The organism is Bacillus cereus group sp. BfR-BA-01347 (genome assembly GCF_022663835.1).
In the GTDB taxonomy this organism is placed as follows: domain Bacteria; phylum Bacillota; class Bacilli; order Bacillales; family Bacillaceae_G; genus Bacillus_A; species Bacillus_A thuringiensis_K.
In genome coordinates this window covers 1-19,810 of sequence record NZ_JAKUGG010000044.1, presented here as the reverse complement: position 1 = coordinate 19,810, position 19,810 = coordinate 1, and the positions used below count along the sequence as shown (strand labels likewise).

Below are 19,810 nucleotides of genomic sequence, written 5' to 3'. Positions count from 1 at the left end.
TTCCATATCATTAGTTGCTAAATTTTCATTTAACCCTACTGGCAATTTAATTTCTGGTTTTTCTTCAGGTTTTGTTTCAGGCTTTGGATCTGGCTTCACTTCTGGTTTTTCCTCTGGTTTTGTTTCAGGTTTTGGATCTGGTTTCACTTCTGGTTTTTCTTCTGGTTTCGTTTCGGGTTTTGGATCTGGCTTCACTTCTGGTTTTTCTTCTGGTTTCGTTTCAGGTTTTGGATCTGGTTTCACTTCTGGTTTTGTTTCTTTTTCAACTGCATTAATAGAGTTATATAAGAACTGACTATACGCTTCACGTGTTACAAACATTTTTGGAGAATACATATTATCTCCTGTACCAATTGTAACCCCATTTTCCTCTAATGCACTAATTGCACCGTAAGACCAAGAATTTTTATCAACATCTGCAAATTTTGTTGTTTTCGTTGCCTTAAATTTAAAAGCATTCGTAAGCACTTGTGCCATTTGTTCACGAGTTAAAATATCATCTGGACCGTACTTCCCATCACCAAAGCCATTTACAAGTCCTGCTTTAGCAAGTGCTAAGATTTCTTTTTCAAACAAATGTCCTTTAATATCAGTAAATGGATTTTTGAAGCTAGCATCTGCATCTGCTGGTTTTACGTACATATAAATCATACGAGCAACTTGCCCACGAGTTACATTGTCACCAAAGCCAAAGATATTATTTCCGTACCCTTGCACTACTTTACGATTTGTTAAATCATAAATTGCTTTTGTAGACCAGTGATTTGCTGGAACATCATTGAATTTTAATGAGTCTGTGTTATCAGCCTTAGCAGTAAATGCTCCTGCTCCTAGTAATGATGTACCCATAATTGTTAATGCTGTTGCTGTTTTTAAAAATTTGTTTGCCATTGTTTGTTCCTCCAAATATATTAGTTTTTTCATAGATTCCTTTATTGTACCTAATTTAAACATAAAATCCAGATAATTTAACATATAAATTTATTAATTAACTTTTTATAACCGCTTTTTCACATGGAAAATATTACCATATAGAAATAGGCTTGTAAAGTATTTTTATATATTTATTTATAAATATATTTTTCTAGCAAAAAAACTATACTTTTCAGCATAGCCTTTTATAGTACAAGTCTTAGAATTTTCATTATTTAAAATACACTTGTCCCAATCCATCTTTACTCGCCCATATCGGAGCCTTTATGCCATCTACCCCAATCAGCTTAAATATGAAGAAATGGTGTTCTGCTTTCACCTTAAAAGAAAGAGGTTGACTATGATCAATGCGTCCCTTTGTATATTCATACTTCCAGCCATCCATCTTTTCTTCTTTCATTCTTTTCTCTATCCCAGGGACTAAATCAACCCTTTTTCCATTGTAATCATATTGAAATCCACCCTTATTCTCTGCGATTTCAACCATATCAGAAGCAAAGTTATGTGCTTTCACTAACTGTATTCCATACAAAACACCTTCGGGTAAAAGGCTGATTAATAATAAAGAAAGTGTCAGGAATAGAGCTGTAGTTACTGTATTTTGCATTCTTAATGCACCTACTCTTTTTCTTTATTTTACGTTTCCACCTAATTGTTTTTCTTTTGCATTTGCATCATAGATAATAATACTTCTTGCTTTACTCTTTATCGTTTCTTTTTTTTCATCAAATTGCTTAAAATAACTAGCAGCTTCTGCATCACCTTCGACAGCAATCATTGCTGGTTTCTCTTGTACAGCATGGACAGTGAAGTGACGTTTTGAAGCGGGATCTTTAAAATCCGCATTACCGTTATATGCTTTTTCAAACTCTTGTTTTGCTTTTTCTGGATCAATAGCTATTTCTTCCTCAGCTCGTAGAGTACCTACTTTTACAGACTTAGCCACAGCTATCTCGCCTCCCCTTTCTAAAGACGATTTGTTATCAGTATGTGTCGTATCTCCAATCACCATATCAGTTACAAAGAATAGACAACCTACAAATAACAGCAACATACTTGCTGCAATAATAAACTTTTGCATTCCTCTTCACACTCCCTTAACTTTCAGACTTTCGAAATCGAAATCCACTTAAAATGGAACTTTTCTTTTGGTTCAACAATTGGTTTGGTAGCAATAACTCTGCTATTTCCTTCAATATTCCTTCTAACTCTTTATAATAGTTCCGACTAGATAGTAACGTACTACTATTTAATTGAGATTCAAATACATCTTCTATCTCATATGGTGGTAAAGCAGTTAATACCTTATCTCCAAAACATTCTTCTATTACTTCATGCTTTAAAAGTGCAGGAGAAAACTTATTCCCAATGATTCTCGTTTTCTCTAAAGCTAAATAAGAAACTAACTTTCTTTCTTTTTGTGTAAGAGGATGCGTAATCTTTAGCAATTGATGCAAATCTGGTTCCACTACAAAGAATATGTAATCTGCCATTTCACATATCTCATGGTATAAATCTTTATCCCAATCGCTCCCTGCATCAATAATAGATATAGGTGCTTCTTGGTTGGCCAATAAAACCTTAATAAAATGATCAAAGTCTTGCTCTGTCTCGTTTTTCAGCTCTTGGTCCACTATAGGATTCTTTACGATATAATTTATTCTTCCTTGCTTCCATTTTGGAATTGATAATATATCAGATTCCTTCTGTAGCATCTCTTTATACCGCTGCAACATAAATTCACTTCGATAATTTTCTGGTGCTTCTGTATATCCCTTTAATAAAGGATACGTATATCCATCATCATATAGATTCTCTATATAATTCACATCAATCTGTAGTTCATTTAAGTAAGCTGCTAAAAGATGTGAAACAAAAGTTGCACCACTTCTCCTGTTCATGCTGGCCACAACAATTGTTCTTCTCGGAATAGCAATACCGATTTGTTTTTCATATACCGGCTCAAAAGCAAATTTATACTGTTTTTTTATAATAGGTGCTTTTGGCATCTCATCTGGAACAGACTTACGCTTTTGTTTGTTTTTAAATAGTTTGTTGGAATTAGAGGCAGGTTCACTGTTGCCGCCTTCCCCTAATTCACTTGATGCTTCCTCTTCTTCCTCATCAACAGGAACCTCAGGCAACTTTGTTTGTTGTGGCGCCTGACTTGCTCCTACAATTTCCGCTACATTTTTAATATCCGATTCCTGTAACAGCTGCGGGATTACTTTATTATCAATATCAATTTTACGAGAGTTAAAAATGTCATAAATACCTAAATAAATCAGTTTCGCCAAAAACTCATCATCATTTTCACGCTCTGTAAATACCACAATACGAATATCCCGATTAAAGCGAATATCCCTTAATTTCTGTAAGATAATCAATTCACGTTTCTCTTCATGTCCCGCATCAATATTTAATCGTTTGTCATTAATACATAGAATATTGGGCTGTTCCGTATCTAGAATTTCATCTAGATACTTGATGTGCATCACATCACTATCAGCTACTTCAAATCCCGCACCAATAAAATCCTCACGTAAATATGCCGTATATACAGTATCGCTAATAGCTAAAACGATTTTTTTTACCATAGTGAACCTCCTACAAACTCTAACGTTGGATTAAAATCATGTTTTCGATTGGAATTTGCGTCTGAAGATGAACCTTCCCAATAATCTCATTCAGAATATACTCCATTTCGACTTGTTCCATTGAACGTGGAGCCCCAAAATCAGAATTTAGTTTTAGTCGTATTTCTAATCGATCTTGTATCTCATGTAAAGGTGTATCAAGATAAAGAAAGCTGTGGTATAGAACACCATCTTCAATATTTTTTTGAATCATATCCTTTGTTTGATGAATAAATGTAACCTCAGCAACCTCAATAAAAGGATTATCAATGGTTACTTTGCTATTCCAATTTAAAGTCCAAATCTCACAATGCTCTTCCGCATGCACAACAACTCCGTTTACAGAAGGCGTAATTGAGAAGAAACGATCTACAGGAACTTTGGTTAATAAAGTGGTATCACCTTTCACTAATTCAAATCCTCTTTCTAATCGTTCATGTTCAAAAGCATATTCAGCACCACTATATGCAACTTCACAAAATACTTGTTCTAATAATGGACGAATTCCCTCATATGTTCGTATAGCAAACACACTAAATTCCTGTGTTTCATCTGTTCGAATGATTTCGTACAATTCATATTCGGATGCATTTGCTAGGGCAAAAGGAATGTCCTTTATAAAATTCGGATCAGTATATAAATTCTCAGGTATTTGTGTTTCAGGATGATGTATAAACTCTAGACATAATTGATACCCTTTTAAAAATGCATTCTTAACAGCTGCAGGGAATAGAGTTTCAAAACGCTTTACATTATTTTTAAACGTTTTTTCTTCAATTTCGTTATTAAATTCTCTTTCTTGTAATATATTTGCTTTATTTCCTAGTAATAAAAAGTAGTGATTAATAATGCAACTAATATTCTCCTCAAATGCTGCATTGCCCTCACAATACTTTGTAAATCTCTCTTTACTCATGTTTACAATTTCATTCATAGTTCAAATTCTCCCTTTTTTGATATTTATACAAAAAAAAGACACACCGATGGCAGGTTATGTGCCTTCGGTGTGTCCGTTTAGCTAGAAATTAAATCTATTAATTTGTATATTTCTCTTAGTTAATTGTTGTTCACGTATAAGAATACCTCTATGAATTTTAAAAGTCAATAGATTAATTACCCCCTTGGAAACTTATATTTATTCCTTCTTTCTATTTTTCTATGTATCTAATCTAAGAAAATACAAGTAATTAAATATAAATAATGACAAGTATTTTATATACAAACAACAAGAAATATATATAACTAAACTCAATTATTAATTATAAAGGGATTTAGCAAATACCTCTAAAGCCTTGTATTACATACGTTCCTTGCTATTAAGATAAATTCCCTATCGTAATATCCCCAATACAAACAAGCCTCCCATCATATAATTCACAAGTCTATAATAAAATAATTAAGATATTCACAAATATTGAATTGAATTATAAACACACTGAATCGTATTTAAACGTAGCGTTAGCAGCTTATATACTTGCGTAAAAATGATCGTAGAAATATTTTCCTAAATAAAAAAGCATGTCTTCAAAATAAAGAACATGCCAAATAACCCTTGCTTTTAAGTGATTTTTTAACAAGGGCTGCTGTATTTATTTTTTTAAATTACATAAAGTCAGGATAAACACCATTTTGCTTATAATAATTTATCCTTGCATCGTGTCTTTCTTCTACAGATAAACTTTTTTCTTTAAAATCCGTCCATGAACACTCCCCCACTTAGCAAAGCTTGAAGTGGGGGTTTCTAACGTTTCGATCTAACGGACGATTAACGTCAGGGGAGTTAACACATTAGCGAGCTGTTTCACGCCTAACCCCTCTATCCCATTTGTCCATGCATTTGGGATTACTTTTCGTAAAATGTTAGCCGCAGCATTTACATCTGCATTAATTAAAGTTTTATTTGCTGAACGATATATGCCGCGCTTTATTCGTTTTCCTGAAAAAGTTGTATTTTGGTCATTTTCTCCATACGTTGGAATGAAGTCGTTATCCAGAAAACTTGCTTTCGATGTATATGATTCTTCAGTTACAACAACGTGAATGCCTACAGCATTTGCTTTGTATGTAATCATTTGAATCAGTAAATTATGCGGGATATGACAAAACGATTGGTTATTTCTTTTTCCCATATTCGTTTCTTGTTTCCAACTTTTGTTTTGACCAATAACGATTTTACAAACGTCTTCTTCTTGAGCTAGTTTTACGATGTGGTGACTAACTTTATGGAAGACGTCTTTTATTTTCAAGTAACGTTTTTGATGAAGTTTTTCTATCCTTTTAGAAGTAAAAGGTCCTTCATTAGTTTGTTTTCCATTTCTAAGAATGCTTGTAAAATGACTCTTCATTTTGTTGTAATATTGATTTATGCTTTTGACATGTTTGCCCTTAACAAGGACAGGTTTCATACCTGTGTTTGTTACGATGGTTGCAAGGTTATCAATCCCTAAATCAATACTCATATAACGAGCATTCTCTTCAATCATTTGTTGTTCAGAAGGAACATCAATTACCAATTCCACTACATATTCATTGTATTTTGGAATCACACGAACTTGTTTCAGTTTACCTTTAGTGAAACCTATTTTCCCAATATTTAATTGCAATTTCGTCTTTGGAAACTTTAAAAATCTACCGTTTTTAATGATGCAATCTTGGTTTGTATACAGAATCTCTTTTTCAGAAGAACGAATATACTTTGGAATCCTAGGCATTCCAGCATATTTGTTTGGATTCTTTTTATAGTCTTTTAAACTAGCAAAAAAAGATTTCCAATTTTGGAACAAACCTTTCATGATGGACTGGCTACATTGCGTAGGCAAAGCTCGATAATCATTTTGAATCATAGCCTTAAATAGTGCATCTAGAAAGTTGTAATCTACATAAGGTTTTTCAAAATTAGGTTCTGAAAACAAATTACATGTAATCTCTTTCTGTTCTTCTTTAGGCTTTAACTTCTCTTTTTCCAATTTCTTCTGATAGGCAAGAAGTTGTGTGTCATTCATCTTACCAATATTTTTATGAATATTATCCAGAACTTCTTTTTGCAAAGGCTGCAACTCTTTTTCTTGTGTTAATCCAGTGTACACCTGACGTATATAAAAGTTTGTGGTGTTGTACATGTTCTTAGCGTTATGACAACATTCTTGAAAATAAGAATACATACGATGCCCTTTTTTAATCCAAATTTGAAGAGTTTTATAGTTTGATGGATTTTCCTTTGTCATTTTATTCACCTCCTTGTTAAGGATATTATAGCAAAAAAGAACATACGTTTCTGTTTTTTCTTGAAAATAAAATATTTCTTTCAATTCACCTCACCACCTTCACTTACGTTTAGAGGTGGGAGTCCTCTCGAAAGGCATGATAGATTGCGTGAAAAACAATTTCTTGTCTAAATGCAGTCATTATATTTTCTTTATCTTTTTTTCGTAACGCTTGTCCCATATGCTTTAAACGAGACACTGCTTCTTTTCTGCACTTTGCTATTGGTCTATGTAATTCTTTTTTATCATCCTCTATTACGCAGTTTGAAGAAAACACAACATTAAACTTCTCAATGATGATTTGTTTTACTTGTTTTCTTACACTTGTAATTCGTGATTCATTAGAATTTTTCTCTTTAGAGTCAATTGCAGTAAATTGCACAATAGGTTTTATAATTTCTATGTATTGTCGTACTTTTTTTGCATTACGCTTTAATCTTTCTTTTAAGAAAGCCATTCTTCTTGTGATCTGGAACTCATCAATATTATGTTTATAATGTTCCATACCCACTTTTCTTGAAAAAGTGTTGATTAAATTTAGAAGGAACATAATTCCCCTATTATCACGAGCCTTTACTAGACTACTCAGTATCATTGTTTGGATAAGGTGAAATGGAATACGGAAATACGAAAGAGTTATACCTGACATGTTTGAAGTTTCCGAAGCAGTATGGTTATACAATGCATAATCTACAATTTCATATACAGTACGATTTCCAACAGGTGCTTCTTTTACAAGCTTACGCTCCAAACAAACCTGAAAACCTGTATAAATTGTTGTGTAGGGAATCCCGCTTTTCTTAGCAAGATCCATTATTTGAAATTCACGTGGAATCATTCCTATATCATTGCATTCAAAGTGAAGCAAGATGTAAGTAGCTAAAGCTGAAGATGGTAACTCTTTTCTTTCATTTTCTAGTTTTATGGTGTTTAATAGTCCATCAAAAAACTTACCCCCATGAACTTTAAAGTTCTGTTGGGAAAAAGCCATTTGCGTATGCATAATGTTGCTAACTCCTTTCAAAAGAGCGGAAAAAGGCACTGTCATACCACGGATACAAAATATTACTAATAAAAAAAGTAATATATGTATTATCACGGTAAACAATGCCTAAAAATACGCAAGAAATCCCCTTTTTAATTTGCACAAATACATAAGATACAGTAAAATTATCTTATAATTTCATGCAAAATAAAAAGGTTTATTGGCTTTGTTTACCGCTGTCGATCGGAAATTTCTTTTGGGATTTTTGTGCGGTGTACCACAATGAAGTAGTTGGCGCTACTTCATTGGGCTGATGAACCTTTTTTTGTTTTATTATATTTTATTTTTTTATTATATAAATATTTTATCGTTAATAAATCTGTATCTAAAAAAATACAAAATTATTAAAGTAACTACATCATATATAGTTTTTTCATCGTTGCAAGGTGATTTTCTAAAAGTATGACCTTTGTTAAATAAATATAAATGAAAACTACCACTCAAACACCCCATTGAGCGACGCTCAATCAAAAGTCAATCCAACACAAGTAAGAACAACCTAAATATCCATCGATCAGCTACCTGATTAACGCTCAATCAACAAAATATTGCTGCAAAAGTGCATACATGGTGCTTTTATCATCATCCCTATAAACAATCACCCGATTAATCACCAGTCACTTACGCCAGAAAATCAATATTATTTCCAGTAAATCGAGTGGCGATTGAGCGGTTGATTTTATTTTATTAAATGGAGTCTCAATCAGTCAATTAATCACCAGTCAATCGGTTCATCATTTCAAGGTGGCTGATCAGCGAATGATTGAGTGGTTGTTTGTATATGAAAGTTTTAGAGGAAACAAAGTATGCATTTCTAATAAAGCTGATTGATTGGTAAACTATTTTTTAAGGATTAATGTAAAAAGTTCGCATAATAATAGTTTGATTCTACTAATTAAATAGAATGAAACTATTATTAAATAGGAGGATATAAATGGAGAAAATTAATTCGATACCAAAACCTTTTTTCGAAACTTTGGGAGAGCATGGTACAACTTATTTGGTATATGGGTACAGAGTTGCGCAACCTAAGTTATATTTAGGTGAGTTTAATTCATTAAAAGAAGCTAGACGATTCATCTATAAATATGCTTATAATAATCCTCAATGGCTAAATGCAGACGGAGACATTAATGAATATAATAATAAACCATCTAGACCTGAAAGTGATAATAAAAGGTATAAGGGCGTAATTGAAAAAGAATATAAAAAGTATGCCGATTTTAAAGGTTGGAAGAAATAAAATTAGCAAACTCTTTATATTGTAAAATAACAAAGTAAACTATACTTGAGTGCCATGATTATTACAGTTTAAAACAATAGTTGTGAATGAATCATACTTTTTATCGTTTTCCGACAGAAGACTCCTTCCTCAAAAATGTGAAGGTGTGAAACACCAATTTGAGGTGGGCGATGAATGTCAGTGGCATAAGCCAACATATTTGCTATCATTTACTTGTACAGATTGATCTTCGAAAGCTGAAGAGATGAGGTTGGTTGCAGAAAAACGTTACAACCGTAAAATCTTCAGCGTTCTATCGTCCCATGCTTGCCGAAGTTGCGAAAACCAAGCTAAAGTAGGGAGTGTGGTGCGCCAACGTACAAGATACTTATGTTCTCACCGTAGGGACTACGGGTAGAGCCTGCTAAGATAACTAGTGGATACATTGGTGTTCGCAGGAATCTCCCACTTCAAACAGCCCGTAAGGACGTTAAGTGGTGAGTAGTTCAAAAATGATATTAAATATAATCAAAATAAAAAGACTATCAAAAGATAGTCTTTTTATTTTTTTCCAAAAAGCTTTGAGAAAAACCCGCCTTTTTGTTCAGTATTTTCTTGTCTCTGAGCATTAGCGCTTTTTTGTTCTTGAATTAATCGTATAGTACTCATTAACTTTTCGTCACGTTCCTCTAAACGCTTATTGATTCTATCGAAATTATCCTGACTTTGTTTAGCCACCGCAGCGAAGAATTCCATATTTTGTTTTGTTAATTCTTCAGTTACTTTAGCTGTAACTTCCTCAGTAATTTTTTCAGTCAAAGCTTCTATAAAGTCTAGATTGACCTGCTGTGCTTTAACTAATGAAGTTTCTTTTGGTTCACCATCACCGTCAACATCTTCAGCATAAACATTTCGAATAACCGTCGGATCCATATCTAAAAGCCCAACAATTTCGTGCTTTTTCTTTGACTCAGAATAATAATGTTTAATCTTTTTTACTGTATCAATACTATCCTCATGAACATATTTAAGTTGGCGTTCTTTTTTTATGTTCAAGTACTCATCAAAATCGTTCAACCATCTACGAAGAGTACTTTCAGGAATATCAAGCATGGTTGCTACTTCAGATACGCGATAATAACCATCGCTTAACTGTTCATCAATCATTTGCTCACCACCTAACTATATGATGCTTGTCCTATATACATTATATAAAAATTCTGTAGAAACTAAAAGAACACCTTTGTAGATTGCACAAAATATCATGGTTTTTAACGCTTGATCACTCGATCATTCATTACTCATTCATTGGATTTTATATCTAAATTCCTATGTTATTGAGCAGTGATTAGTTGAGCGAGCATGTTTTATTGCTCAATATTTACAAAATCAGCACATCATAGAAGCAATTAATCTACTCTTATGCCAATTAATTTTTGCATATTTCTAATTACAAATAAGAGTTATTAGGTAAAAACAAAGGGATATATTATCGTAATTATTACGTTAATTTAACCCGTTATTATTCAGGGTGATATTACGGTTAATATTTCGGAAGTATTTAAAGTATTGATAACAAAAGGTTCTTGATAAAAACGTAGAGATATATTATAGTTAATACATACGATACTTCGGAAGTATATTCCGAAGTATCTACGGTGATTATATCGGGACTAAATCCCTTAATATTTTTATTGCTTTTTGTGTCTATACATAAATTTTGCTTTTTATTAAAGGTGGTGTGAAATTAGTGTCTAATATATCAATGAGCAGCAATGAAATTATTGATGTACTCTGTGAGAATTTAAATGACGGTATTTGGGCTCTACGTGTCCTATATGCTGAGGGAGCAATGCACAAGGAAAAACTTTGGGATTGTATCAATCAGTATCATAAAGAATATCAAATTGAAAATGAGAAAGATTATGAGGGTAAAAAAATACTTCCATCGCGATATGCTTTGGATATTATGACTGCACGACTTGAAGGGGCAGGGTTGATATCTTTTAAACCATTTGGACGCGTTCGAGTTTACGAAGTGACAGATCTAGGTAATGTTTTGATCAAAGAACTAGAAAAAAGAAAACAGAGTTGAGAAAAACAACTAAAATATATACTTGAGGGAGGATATACATATGGCAGGCAATTTTTCAGAAATCGAAAGCCAAGGAAATATTAGTTTAAAATTTGGATTCTTAGGACTAGGTATGGGTGGATGCGCAATCGCAGCGGAGTGTGCAAATAAAGAAACTCAAATTAAAAATAACAAATACCCATATCGTGCGATTCTTGTTAATACAAATAGTCAAGATTTTAACAAAATTGAGATTAAAAATGGGGGAAATGTACGTAAAATACAGTTAGAAGGATATGAGCAGGGTGCAGCTCGTAATCCACAAGTTGGTGAGGAAGCATTTGTAAAGCATGAATCAAAGATTTTCGAAGCGGTTAAACAGGAATTTGAAGATCGTGATTTCATTTGGATTACTTGTGGCCTTGGTGGAGGAACAGGAACTGGAGCTCTATTAAAGGCAATTGAAATGCTATATGAACATGATTACAATTTTGGATTATTACTAACTTTACCACGTGATGCAGAGGCTTTAAAAGTATTAGAAAACGCAACTTCACGCATTCGCAGTATTGCAATGAACCAAGAAGCTTTTGGCTCAATTGTATTAATAGATAACGCTAAACTATATAGAAAATTTGAAGAGGAAAATCCAAGTGCTTTAGCAAACGAATATACTAGTTATAGTAACAAATATATTGCTGATGCATTACATGAGATTAATCTAGTTACTTCATCATTTACACCGTTTTCAGATACACACTTTGATGCGAGTGAATTTGCTCAAGTAATTAATACACCAGGCGTTTTATCATTAGCAAAACTAGAACTAAAATCAAATCAATTAGACACTGAAAACCCGCTAGGTTACTTAACTCAATTAGGGAACGCACTAGAAAAAGGCGTTTTATACGATACAGAAAGAGAAGAGCTAGAAAGTGCTAAAAAGAGCGCACTATCTATCGTTACATCACCGCTACGAGCAGGTCGATTATATAACTTCTCTTTCCTTAACCAAATGGAAAACTTCTTAAAAGAAAGAACTCCATATGTAGATGAACGTCCTATAGCTCCATATGTTAATAAACATACAGCGAAAAAAGAAGAAGATATAGTAAAATTCTATTCAGTTGTTGCAGGACTACCATTGCCAAAACGTGTGAGTGATATTATTGATGAGATTACGAGAATTAAAGAAGAACGTGAGCAAGCTAATTCTAAGAAATCAAATGCTGTTTTAAATAAACTTTTTGCATTTGATGATTCAGTACAAGAAGAAAAACCTAAAAAGAAAAAATTGAATTTTGGTGCTGAACCCGAAGTAGAAGTTGCTGACGATTCACAACCAGCAAAGAAGAAATTATCATTCTAAACAAAAGACCGACAAATATAATTTTTGTCGGTCTTTTTCTATTTCAAAAGCAATAAAAAACTACAAGGAATAAGTATGATATCTATTATATTTTCTGTATGTATAATACGGCTTTACATAATGTGATAGTTTAAATAATTTGTTAGGCCGTCCTAACAATTGTATTCGTATACTTTATCCTTTAATAAATTGTTCGGTTAAAACATGTCTTCCGTCCGAACAATTTTAAAAGAACTAAAAGACTATATAAATCAATGTTTCTAGCGTATTTTTAGCAAGAGAAGCAATCCAAACTTCAGCGTACGAGTTTTAGTATCTAGATTAGCGCAAATTCAGTTTAAACTTTTAATAATTTACAACTATATTTTGCTGTAATAAGATATATAGAAATGGTTGTTATTTATTGAAAATAAATTCGAATTATGGAGTTGCATATAATGAAAAGTAAAACGTATAAATATACAAGCAAAGGCACACAGAAATCTTTTCGTTTAAAAGAGGCTGATATATTTGTATTTACATTTTTATATTACAAAAGGCATCTTACTACACGACAAATTACTCAGCTTTATAGTGCGTTTGAAGGCAGAGATTTTTCTGAAGATAGTGTGTTTACAAAACTTAATCGTTTTTCAAAATATGGTGCTATCCTGACCAAAAAAATTGATAAAAGAGATGATAGTATAACCAGACGTGCGACATTCTCCTTAAAAGATAGAATGGTTGATTACCTTCAAGAAATAGGAAGGATTCCTGTAGGATCATCAAAACGTAGATATTCTTCTTCAATCTCACTACATACACTCTGCTCACGAGAAATATTAGTACGCACACTTTTAGAAGTGTCGAAAAAGACCAATACGAATAAGATATTATGCGAGCTAGATATTCGCTCATATCATCAAAAACAAAAGAAAACAGAAATTGAAGATGCAGGTTTACTCTTAATTCCCGATGAACATATTTCATATCAAGACAAAAATATTTACATTGAAATGGATATGTGCAAAGAAACCAATGCTACCTTAGTTGAAAAGGTGGGGAAGTATATTGAATATGCACAAAAAAACACTAAGAATATAACTGTTGTTTTTGTTATGTATGATAAATCGATGTTCCTTGCGGAAGATGCAGAACCACCATACGTACGCATGAAAAATCTCTTATTTTCTATGCGTGAGTTTCATGAACTTTTAATGAATCTACCAAATCTAAATATGTACATCTGCTCTTTGAAAGAAGCTGGAGATGTTATTTCAGATATCATTCTAGGAATAGATGATAATCAAAACTTTGAACTAGATATTCTTTTACCTTTATCTCAACGTACAGTAGGAGATGCCGATTGGCGCTACGCATTTGTTGAAAAAGTTCAAACATTTAAGGAAACAATAGATGGTGGTCTTAGACGAACGTATAGGAGAGATAAAGATGCTATGCAAGATTTCTTCTTTATTTTTGGCAATGAAAATGATTACCGAATGATTGCTAGATTAGACGATGTTGTGTTTTCAAGAAGAGAAGGTGATGAGGGGGTGCCACTTGTTGTGATCTATCCAAAGCGCAAAAAGGCTAGAGATATACTTTTAATGGACACTTATGACAATGTACTACTTCTATCGCTCCAAAATGAAAGTGTTACTATCGACTCGGATGAACAAATCATGGCACGTACTGCAAATAACATACACCCGAAAAGACGCAAGCTTGTTGAATTATATTAATCGTTTATTTTTTATATACTTTTATAAAATTTTATTGATTTTTATTATTTAAGGTGATAGAATTACGTTTGAACTAAACACAAAAAACTACAATCAAATCAGAACATATGAAATTAAGGCAAGCGACACACGCTGTTTTTACAGTGGGTGTCGCTTGCCTTTTTTTATATGGAGAAAGGTGGAAAATCAAAATGGATTTACAATATGCAACTACTATTACTGGGCGAGTGCTCTCTGCTAGAGAAGCGTTTAAAAACCCTGAACTAGTCCTCAAACATATGACAGAAGAGGGGGCAACGTTTAGTGTTTCTCTACAAGATATCCAGATCCCAGGAAAACCAAATTACTACTGGTATGATGTAATCATTGAAACAGCAACAAATAAAAAAATAGAAGTAAATATTACGGTACTTTCTCAGGAAGAATATAACCAGCTCTGTGAAAGAGATAGTATTGATTTATATTTAAAACAAACTGAAGATGCAGCCAAATTCTTTTTAAAAAAATCAAAGGAACTATTTCTACCAGAATTCAGTAATCGATTCAAGTTTAAACATAAAGCTCAATTATGTCTGTAAGAGGTAGGTGAGTCTATATGGAGACATTTAAACAACGATTACCGTTATTTACTACAATTGGCTTAATTAGTGGATTTATTCTTTCATTTGGATTTGGTTTAGTAAACTACATCAAGTTACTCTACTATGCATTTGAACCACCGTCTTATCCTATAGAAATTACATATGTACCGCTTATTTTAATGTTCTTCTCTTTGCTATTAGGAGAATTCAGCTTTAGGTTTTACAGCCGTATTCCTGCTTTGCATGTGAAAAATGGGAAATTAATAATTTTGATTACTTCTCATATTGCAGTTGATATTCAATTTTTATGGTTTGCAACTGCTCCGATCCATGCAAAGGTTATTCCGTATCTTACAGATAAATCAAAACATGTTAATTTTGGTGAGTATGAGGCCATAGGTCATGTTTTAACAGGAAATTTTCACACACTCACTATGATTTTTGTCTTTTTACCTACAGTATTTATGATTTTATTTACACTTTGGTATAGTGGCCATATTGTTCGTTACCGAGAAGAAATATTAAAGTGGGTACAAAAATACGAATATAAAAATCACAAGTTACAAAAATGGTTTAATAGCCAAGAAGAACAAATATACCCTGACGTAGAAATTGGACCGCATATTGAGCATAAAGAGATGGTTCGTATTAAGGGGAAAGATAGAACGCTAAATGGAATCATTATTGGTCCAATCGGTTCTGGTAAAACATCAAGTTTAATTATTCCCATGATTAATCAAGATTTACACTGGATGGTACGTTTTATAAATAAGTTTGAAACCGCGTATAAAAAGAATGATTATGATACAGAAGAAGTAAAAGGGACCTTTTTAAATGGTGTAACTGTTATTGAACCGAGTAATGATTTATGTCAAAAAGTATTTAAGTTGGTACAAGCACATAAGATTCCTGCAAGCTCGATTTATTACATTGATCCAACTAATCCTGATACCAAAAATATAAACATTCTGCGAGGACCAGTTGATAAAGTAGCAGAGGTTTTCGCAATGGTTATTCAAGGTTTGTCTGAATCTAACAATGCGTTCTTTGAACAAGCGCAGCGTAACCACCTTAAGCAACATATTTACTTATTAAAACTGCATAATCCTCAAAAAGATGTCACCTTTGATGATTTAATAAGCATGTATGACGATGTAGAGCGTGTTCACCGTATGCACAAACTATTAAAAATACAGGTAGAAAAGTTATATGATTTTGTTCAAAGTGGAGCAGCTTCACGTGACCAAAAAAACGAATATCAAATTATAAAAGGTATTGACGAATGGTTTAATAATACTATCTGTGAAAAAACAGATTTCCAAGGAGAACCGGCCGTTTATAAATCAGGAAAATACCGCGGACAACCAATGCATTATGATAGAGAAGAGGAATATGTAAAGGGCTTGCGTAATATCTTAAAAGATTTAGCTTCAAACGTTTTAATACGGCGTGTTTTGTTTGGAAAATCCGATTTTGATTTCGATACTCATCTTGAGCAAGGTGGTATTTTACTTGTGAATACTGCAAAAGGGGAATTAGCAGAACTTTCTAATGTATTAGGGAAATTCGTTCTACTTAGTATGCAGAATGCCGTATTCCGTAGGAAACCAAACGTCTCACCTTACCATCATATTATTGTCGATGAGTTCCCGGACTTTATTGTGCGCCCGTTTAAAGAATTCCCTGCACAATCTCGTAAATATAAAGTAATTCTCACAATTGCTAGCCAAACACTATCTCAATTAGCTCTCGACTTCACAGAGCAATACATGTTTACCTTACTAGGCTCATTCCGTAACAAAATGATATTTGGAGATGTAACACCATATGATGCAAAAATCTTTTCAGATATGTTTGGTGAGAAAGAAGAATTTAAAGAGGCTGAATCTGAACAAGGTATTTCACCTATGCAAGACAACCCTGTTAGTCGATTAGGATCAACCTATCAGAAAGCAAAAGAAGTTGTTATGTCACCAGGAGATATCATGGGACAAGGTGCATTCATCTGTGCAGCTCGTATTGTACAAGACAACCATGTGCAACCTGTCCAACAAATTACGAGTAACTTTGTACCTAAAGAAGAATTCGTGCATGCACTCATACAGGTAGAGGAGCGAACAGGCCAATATTGGGAAAATGAACGTCTTCGTCTTATTAATGAATCTATTGCAAAAGCAAATCCTATGAAACATGTAGACGCAGAGAACATGAAGAAAATACAACCTTTGCCGCCTATACAAGAGGATGAGATGAAACAGAATAGCTCTATAGAAACAACTGAAGAGCAACAGCACATTGTATCATTGGAGGATTATAAGGAACACAAGTCTCAAAATGAAATTCTACCTAATGATCCTGCAGCTATGAACCAGCAGGGAGATATTGATGATGAGGCTGAAAATAAGTTGTATGAAGAAATTAAGGAATTTATTATTGAATCACAACAAGTCTCACCTTCTCATCTGCAAAGAAAATTCAAGATTGGCTATATGAAGGCTATGCAATATATTGAGAAGTTAGAACAAAATCTAGTTGTAAGTTCTTACACAGGGGATAGTCCTCGTAAAGTTTTAATTTCAAGTAATAGTAGTATACCAGAAGAACCAAGTGTTAATACTACTCATACTTCTGACAATACTATTTCGCAGGAAGTAGCGATTCCAAGCGAAGACAAAGGAACCGTACAAGAGGAAACTAGCTTCTTTAAGGATATTCTATACGACGATGTTTTAAGTTTTGTAAAAGAGTCGGGAAGTGCTTCTATATCTGTACTACAAGATACATTTAAAATTAGTTATACACATGCATCAAGATTAATAGAAGCCCTACAACGAAATGGTGAACTGCCTGTTAAAGCAAAAGAAACACATATAGAAAGTATAAGCGCTGAAATAACAGAACCAGTCGTAAAAGAAGATATTGAGGAAATCATAGATATAGGATTACCTCCTATGGGCGAATGCCATGAAATAAACATGGAGGTAGCAGAACTAAACAAAGAATTATCTATTACTATGTTAGAGCACGATTGGAATAAAGATTCCATTATTCATTCCAAAATTCCTGATGAGACTGAACCATCGCTAGAAGAATTCCCATCTGATGGGCTTCCCATCACAATAATAGGAACTGCAGAAACAAGTATAGAATCTACTTCAATTCCCGTTACAATAACAGAGTCAGAAGAAACACATGTAGAAATCAATACGGTTCCAATTGAAGAAACGCTTAATTATACCGAAGAAAATAAACTAGATGAAGATGTAGCAAAAGTTTACGCATCCATTAGTCTTACAGTTCATCAAAACTTAGAAAAAGATATGGAAAAGAAAACGGGAATTTACGAAGAGCAGCAAGAATATAAACCTATGAGTTATAAAGAACGTCAAGATCGCTTAAAGGCTCAACAAAAAAATAAGAATAATACTACGCAATTACCGCTTAATAAAATTGAGAAACCACAACGAAAACCATCAAACGTAATGAGTAAGGAATTGGACATTTTTTTTGATTAATAGTTTTGAAACCTTAAATAAAATCTAGAAAAACTGCATTCTAGATTTTGTATTGTACAAATTTCCAATAGACAACAGTCTTTTTTTTCACCAAAGAACTCAGTAAAATAAAAGAAGGAAGTGAAAGATTTGAACAAACAAAAAGCGATAGAAATAGCAAGAAAGTATGGCTTGGAAGTTAAAGAGGGATCCATTATATTCAACGAGTCCGGTTTAGATTTTCTAGTTGCGTATGCAGAAGATTATAAAGGCGAAGAATGGGTGCTAAGGTTTCCGAGACGAGACGATGTGATGCCTAGGACTATAGTGGAGAAGAAAGCACTGGATCTTGTAAACAAATATGCCACTTTTCAGGTTCCAGTCTGGTCGCTTTATAAAAACGATCTAATAGCTTATAAAAAGTTAACCGGAGTGCCAGCAGGCACAATTGATCCAGAGATTCAAAATTATTTGTGGGAGATGGATTATGAAAATGTACCTGAACGATTTCACCAGACATTAGCCAAAGCGTTGGCTTCGCTACACACAATTCCGAAAGAAGAGGCTCTTAAAGTAGGCCTTTTTGTCCAGACAGCAGAAGAGGCCAGAAAATCGATGATTGAGCGTATGGAAAAGGTTAAGGCGAAGTTTGATGGAGGAAAATCCTTATGGAACCGCTGGCAGGCCTGGATAAAAAATGAAGAATTGTGGCCGCAGAAAACAGGCCTGATTCACGGTGATGTTCATGCTGGCCACACGATGATTGATAAAGATGCTAACGTAACCGGTTTAATCGACTGGACTGAAGCAAAAGTAACGGATGTATCAAATGACTTTGTTTTCCAGTACCGGGCATTTGGGGAAGCATCCCTGGAGAAACTGATCCAACATTACCGGCAAGCAGGCGGAATTTACTGGCCTGCCATGAAAGAGCACGTCATTGAACTTAATGCTGCATACCCTGTTGCGATAGCTGAGTTTGCGATTATCTCAGGTTTGGAAGAATATGAGCAGATGGCGAAAGAAACATTGCAAGTGAATGACCGCTAGCATTAAGAAAAAAATTAAAATAAAGTTCTTCTTATTGAGATATAACCGCTTTATAGAGAATTCATAAGCCAAAACTTATCTACTGCTACTATCCAAGCAGATAAAAAAGCAAGAGATATCAGAAAAATTACGAACTTTCAACAAACTTATGATTTGAAAATTAATCTTGCATTTGATTAAAAATACTATTATATTTGTATTAACAACTATATAAATAAAACATAATTTACGTGAAGGACACACCTTACGTACCATCCCAACGGTACAGGTGTGTCCTTTTTTACGTTCTAGGAGGAAAATGTAATGACGTGCGAGACGTTCTCGATTAAGTAATGCGCAAGCATAAGCGACAACGAGGACTGTTCTAGATTGTAGAAACAACAAAAACAATTAAGAGCAGGATAACTGTTCAGACGAGT

14 protein-coding genes and 1 pseudogene are annotated in these 19,810 nt (G+C 33.4%); 7 read left to right on the top strand and 8 right to left on the bottom strand.

The annotated features are described in order from the left end of the window. The 7 genes and pseudogenes from MR143_RS31575 to MR143_RS31545 all read right to left on the bottom strand — a co-directional run. On the bottom strand, positions 1-954 hold a 954-nt coding region (locus MR143_RS31575; RefSeq protein WP_242281266.1), incomplete at its 3' end, for an S-layer homology domain-containing protein. 190 nt (positions 955-1,144) lie between these two features. Beyond that, the gene (locus tag MR143_RS31570; protein ID WP_044798381.1) at positions 1,145-1,540 is read right to left on the bottom strand and encodes a DUF4320 family protein; all 396 of its coding nucleotides are present in this window, start codon (positions 1,538-1,540) and stop codon (positions 1,145-1,147) included. Between the two features lie 24 nt (positions 1,541-1,564). Beyond that, complete coding sequence (locus MR143_RS31565) at positions 1,565-2,014, bottom strand: hypothetical protein (RefSeq protein WP_061885133.1); 450 nt, start codon at positions 2,012-2,014, stop codon at positions 1,565-1,567. Positions 2,015-2,030: 16 nt separating this feature from the next. Beyond that, the gene (locus MR143_RS31560; protein ID WP_061885132.1) at positions 2,031-3,530 is read right to left on the bottom strand and encodes a CpaE/TadZ family protein; all 1,500 of its coding nucleotides are present in this window, start codon (positions 3,528-3,530) and stop codon (positions 2,031-2,033) included. A gap of 19 nt (positions 3,531-3,549) precedes the next feature. Next, the gene (locus MR143_RS31555) at positions 3,550-4,503 is read right to left on the bottom strand and encodes a hypothetical protein (RefSeq protein ID WP_001002944.1); all 954 of its coding nucleotides are present in this window, start codon (positions 4,501-4,503) and stop codon (positions 3,550-3,552) included. 820 nt (positions 4,504-5,323) lie between these two features. After that, positions 5,324-6,793, bottom strand: coding sequence for an RNA-guided endonuclease InsQ/TnpB family protein (locus MR143_RS31550; protein WP_000159715.1), 1,470 nt, complete (start codon positions 6,791-6,793; stop codon positions 5,324-5,326). Positions 6,794-6,932: 139 nt separating this feature from the next. Further along, positions 6,933-7,835 (bottom strand): annotated as a pseudogene (locus MR143_RS31545) (hypothetical protein); the annotation flags it as partial. A gap of 976 nt (positions 7,836-8,811) precedes the next feature. Between MR143_RS31545 and MR143_RS31540 the strand changes: the two are divergent. Then, positions 8,812-9,120 (top strand): hypothetical protein, encoded by a 309-nt coding sequence (locus tag MR143_RS31540; protein WP_000411523.1) that lies wholly within the window; start codon positions 8,812-8,814, stop codon positions 9,118-9,120. 540 nt (positions 9,121-9,660) lie between these two features. Here the strand turns inward: MR143_RS31540 and MR143_RS31535 are convergent. Continuing rightward, positions 9,661-10,266: a MerR family transcriptional regulator gene (locus MR143_RS31535; protein WP_000564664.1), complete on the bottom strand. Its 606-nt coding sequence runs from the start codon at positions 10,264-10,266 to the stop codon at positions 9,661-9,663. A gap of 598 nt (positions 10,267-10,864) precedes the next feature. Here MR143_RS31535 and MR143_RS31530 point away from each other — a divergent pair. The 6 genes from MR143_RS31530 to mphM all read left to right on the top strand — a co-directional run bounded on the left by MR143_RS31530 (position 10,865) and on the right by mphM (position 19,391). After that, positions 10,865-11,194 carry a cell division protein FtsZ gene (locus tag MR143_RS31530; RefSeq protein ID WP_242281267.1) on the top strand — a complete coding sequence of 110 codons (330 nt, stop codon included), beginning with the start codon at positions 10,865-10,867 and terminating at the stop codon, positions 11,192-11,194. A gap of 40 nt (positions 11,195-11,234) precedes the next feature. After that, positions 11,235-12,542 (top strand): plasmid replication protein RepX, encoded by a 1,308-nt coding sequence (gene repX / locus MR143_RS31525; protein ID WP_000918307.1) that lies wholly within the window; start codon positions 11,235-11,237, stop codon positions 12,540-12,542. A gap of 437 nt (positions 12,543-12,979) precedes the next feature. Beyond that, positions 12,980-14,266 carry a replication-relaxation family protein gene (locus MR143_RS31520; protein WP_000837868.1) on the top strand — a complete coding sequence of 429 codons (1,287 nt, stop codon included), beginning with the start codon at positions 12,980-12,982 and terminating at the stop codon, positions 14,264-14,266. 191 nt (positions 14,267-14,457) lie between these two features. Beyond that, complete coding sequence (locus tag MR143_RS31515; RefSeq protein ID WP_061885129.1) at positions 14,458-14,844, top strand: hypothetical protein; 387 nt, start codon at positions 14,458-14,460, stop codon at positions 14,842-14,844. A 17-nt stretch (positions 14,845-14,861) separates the two neighbouring features. Continuing rightward, positions 14,862-18,362, top strand: coding sequence for a DNA translocase FtsK (locus tag MR143_RS31510; RefSeq protein ID WP_000447310.1), 3,501 nt, complete (start codon positions 14,862-14,864; stop codon positions 18,360-18,362). 129 nt (positions 18,363-18,491) lie between these two features. Beyond that, positions 18,492-19,391, top strand: a complete 900-nt coding sequence (gene mphM, locus MR143_RS31505) for a macrolide 2'-phosphotransferase MphM (RefSeq protein ID WP_242281265.1) — start codon at positions 18,492-18,494, stop codon at positions 19,389-19,391. Positions 19,392-19,810 lie beyond the last annotated feature (419 nt).

What these genes read in the sequence shown, in the direction of transcription:
- MR143_RS31550 (WP_000159715.1), bottom strand. Translation starts at nt 6,793, where the DNA reads ATGACAAAGGAAAATCCATCAAACTATAAAACTCTTCAAATTTGGATT.
- MR143_RS31570 (WP_044798381.1), bottom strand. Translation starts at nt 1,540, where the DNA reads ATGCAAAATACAGTAACTACAGCTCTATTCCTGACACTTTCTTTATTA.
- MR143_RS31515 (WP_061885129.1), top strand. Translation starts at nt 14,458, where the DNA reads ATGGATTTACAATATGCAACTACTATTACTGGGCGAGTGCTCTCTGCT.
- MR143_RS31560 (WP_061885132.1), bottom strand. Translation starts at nt 3,530, where the DNA reads ATGGTAAAAAAAATCGTTTTAGCTATTAGCGATACTGTATATACGGCA.
- MR143_RS31530 (WP_242281267.1), top strand. Translation starts at nt 10,865, where the DNA reads ATGAGCAGCAATGAAATTATTGATGTACTCTGTGAGAATTTAAATGAC.
- MR143_RS31555 (WP_001002944.1), bottom strand. Translation starts at nt 4,503, where the DNA reads ATGAATGAAATTGTAAACATGAGTAAAGAGAGATTTACAAAGTATTGT.
- MR143_RS31520 (WP_000837868.1), top strand. Translation starts at nt 12,980, where the DNA reads ATGAAAAGTAAAACGTATAAATATACAAGCAAAGGCACACAGAAATCT.
- MR143_RS31565 (WP_061885133.1), bottom strand. Translation starts at nt 2,014, where the DNA reads ATGCAAAAGTTTATTATTGCAGCAAGTATGTTGCTGTTATTTGTAGGT.
- MR143_RS31510 (WP_000447310.1), top strand. Translation starts at nt 14,862, where the DNA reads ATGGAGACATTTAAACAACGATTACCGTTATTTACTACAATTGGCTTA.
- repX (WP_000918307.1), top strand. Translation starts at nt 11,235, where the DNA reads ATGGCAGGCAATTTTTCAGAAATCGAAAGCCAAGGAAATATTAGTTTA.
- MR143_RS31540 (WP_000411523.1), top strand. Translation starts at nt 8,812, where the DNA reads ATGGAGAAAATTAATTCGATACCAAAACCTTTTTTCGAAACTTTGGGA.
- MR143_RS31535 (WP_000564664.1), bottom strand. Translation starts at nt 10,266, where the DNA reads ATGATTGATGAACAGTTAAGCGATGGTTATTATCGCGTATCTGAAGTA.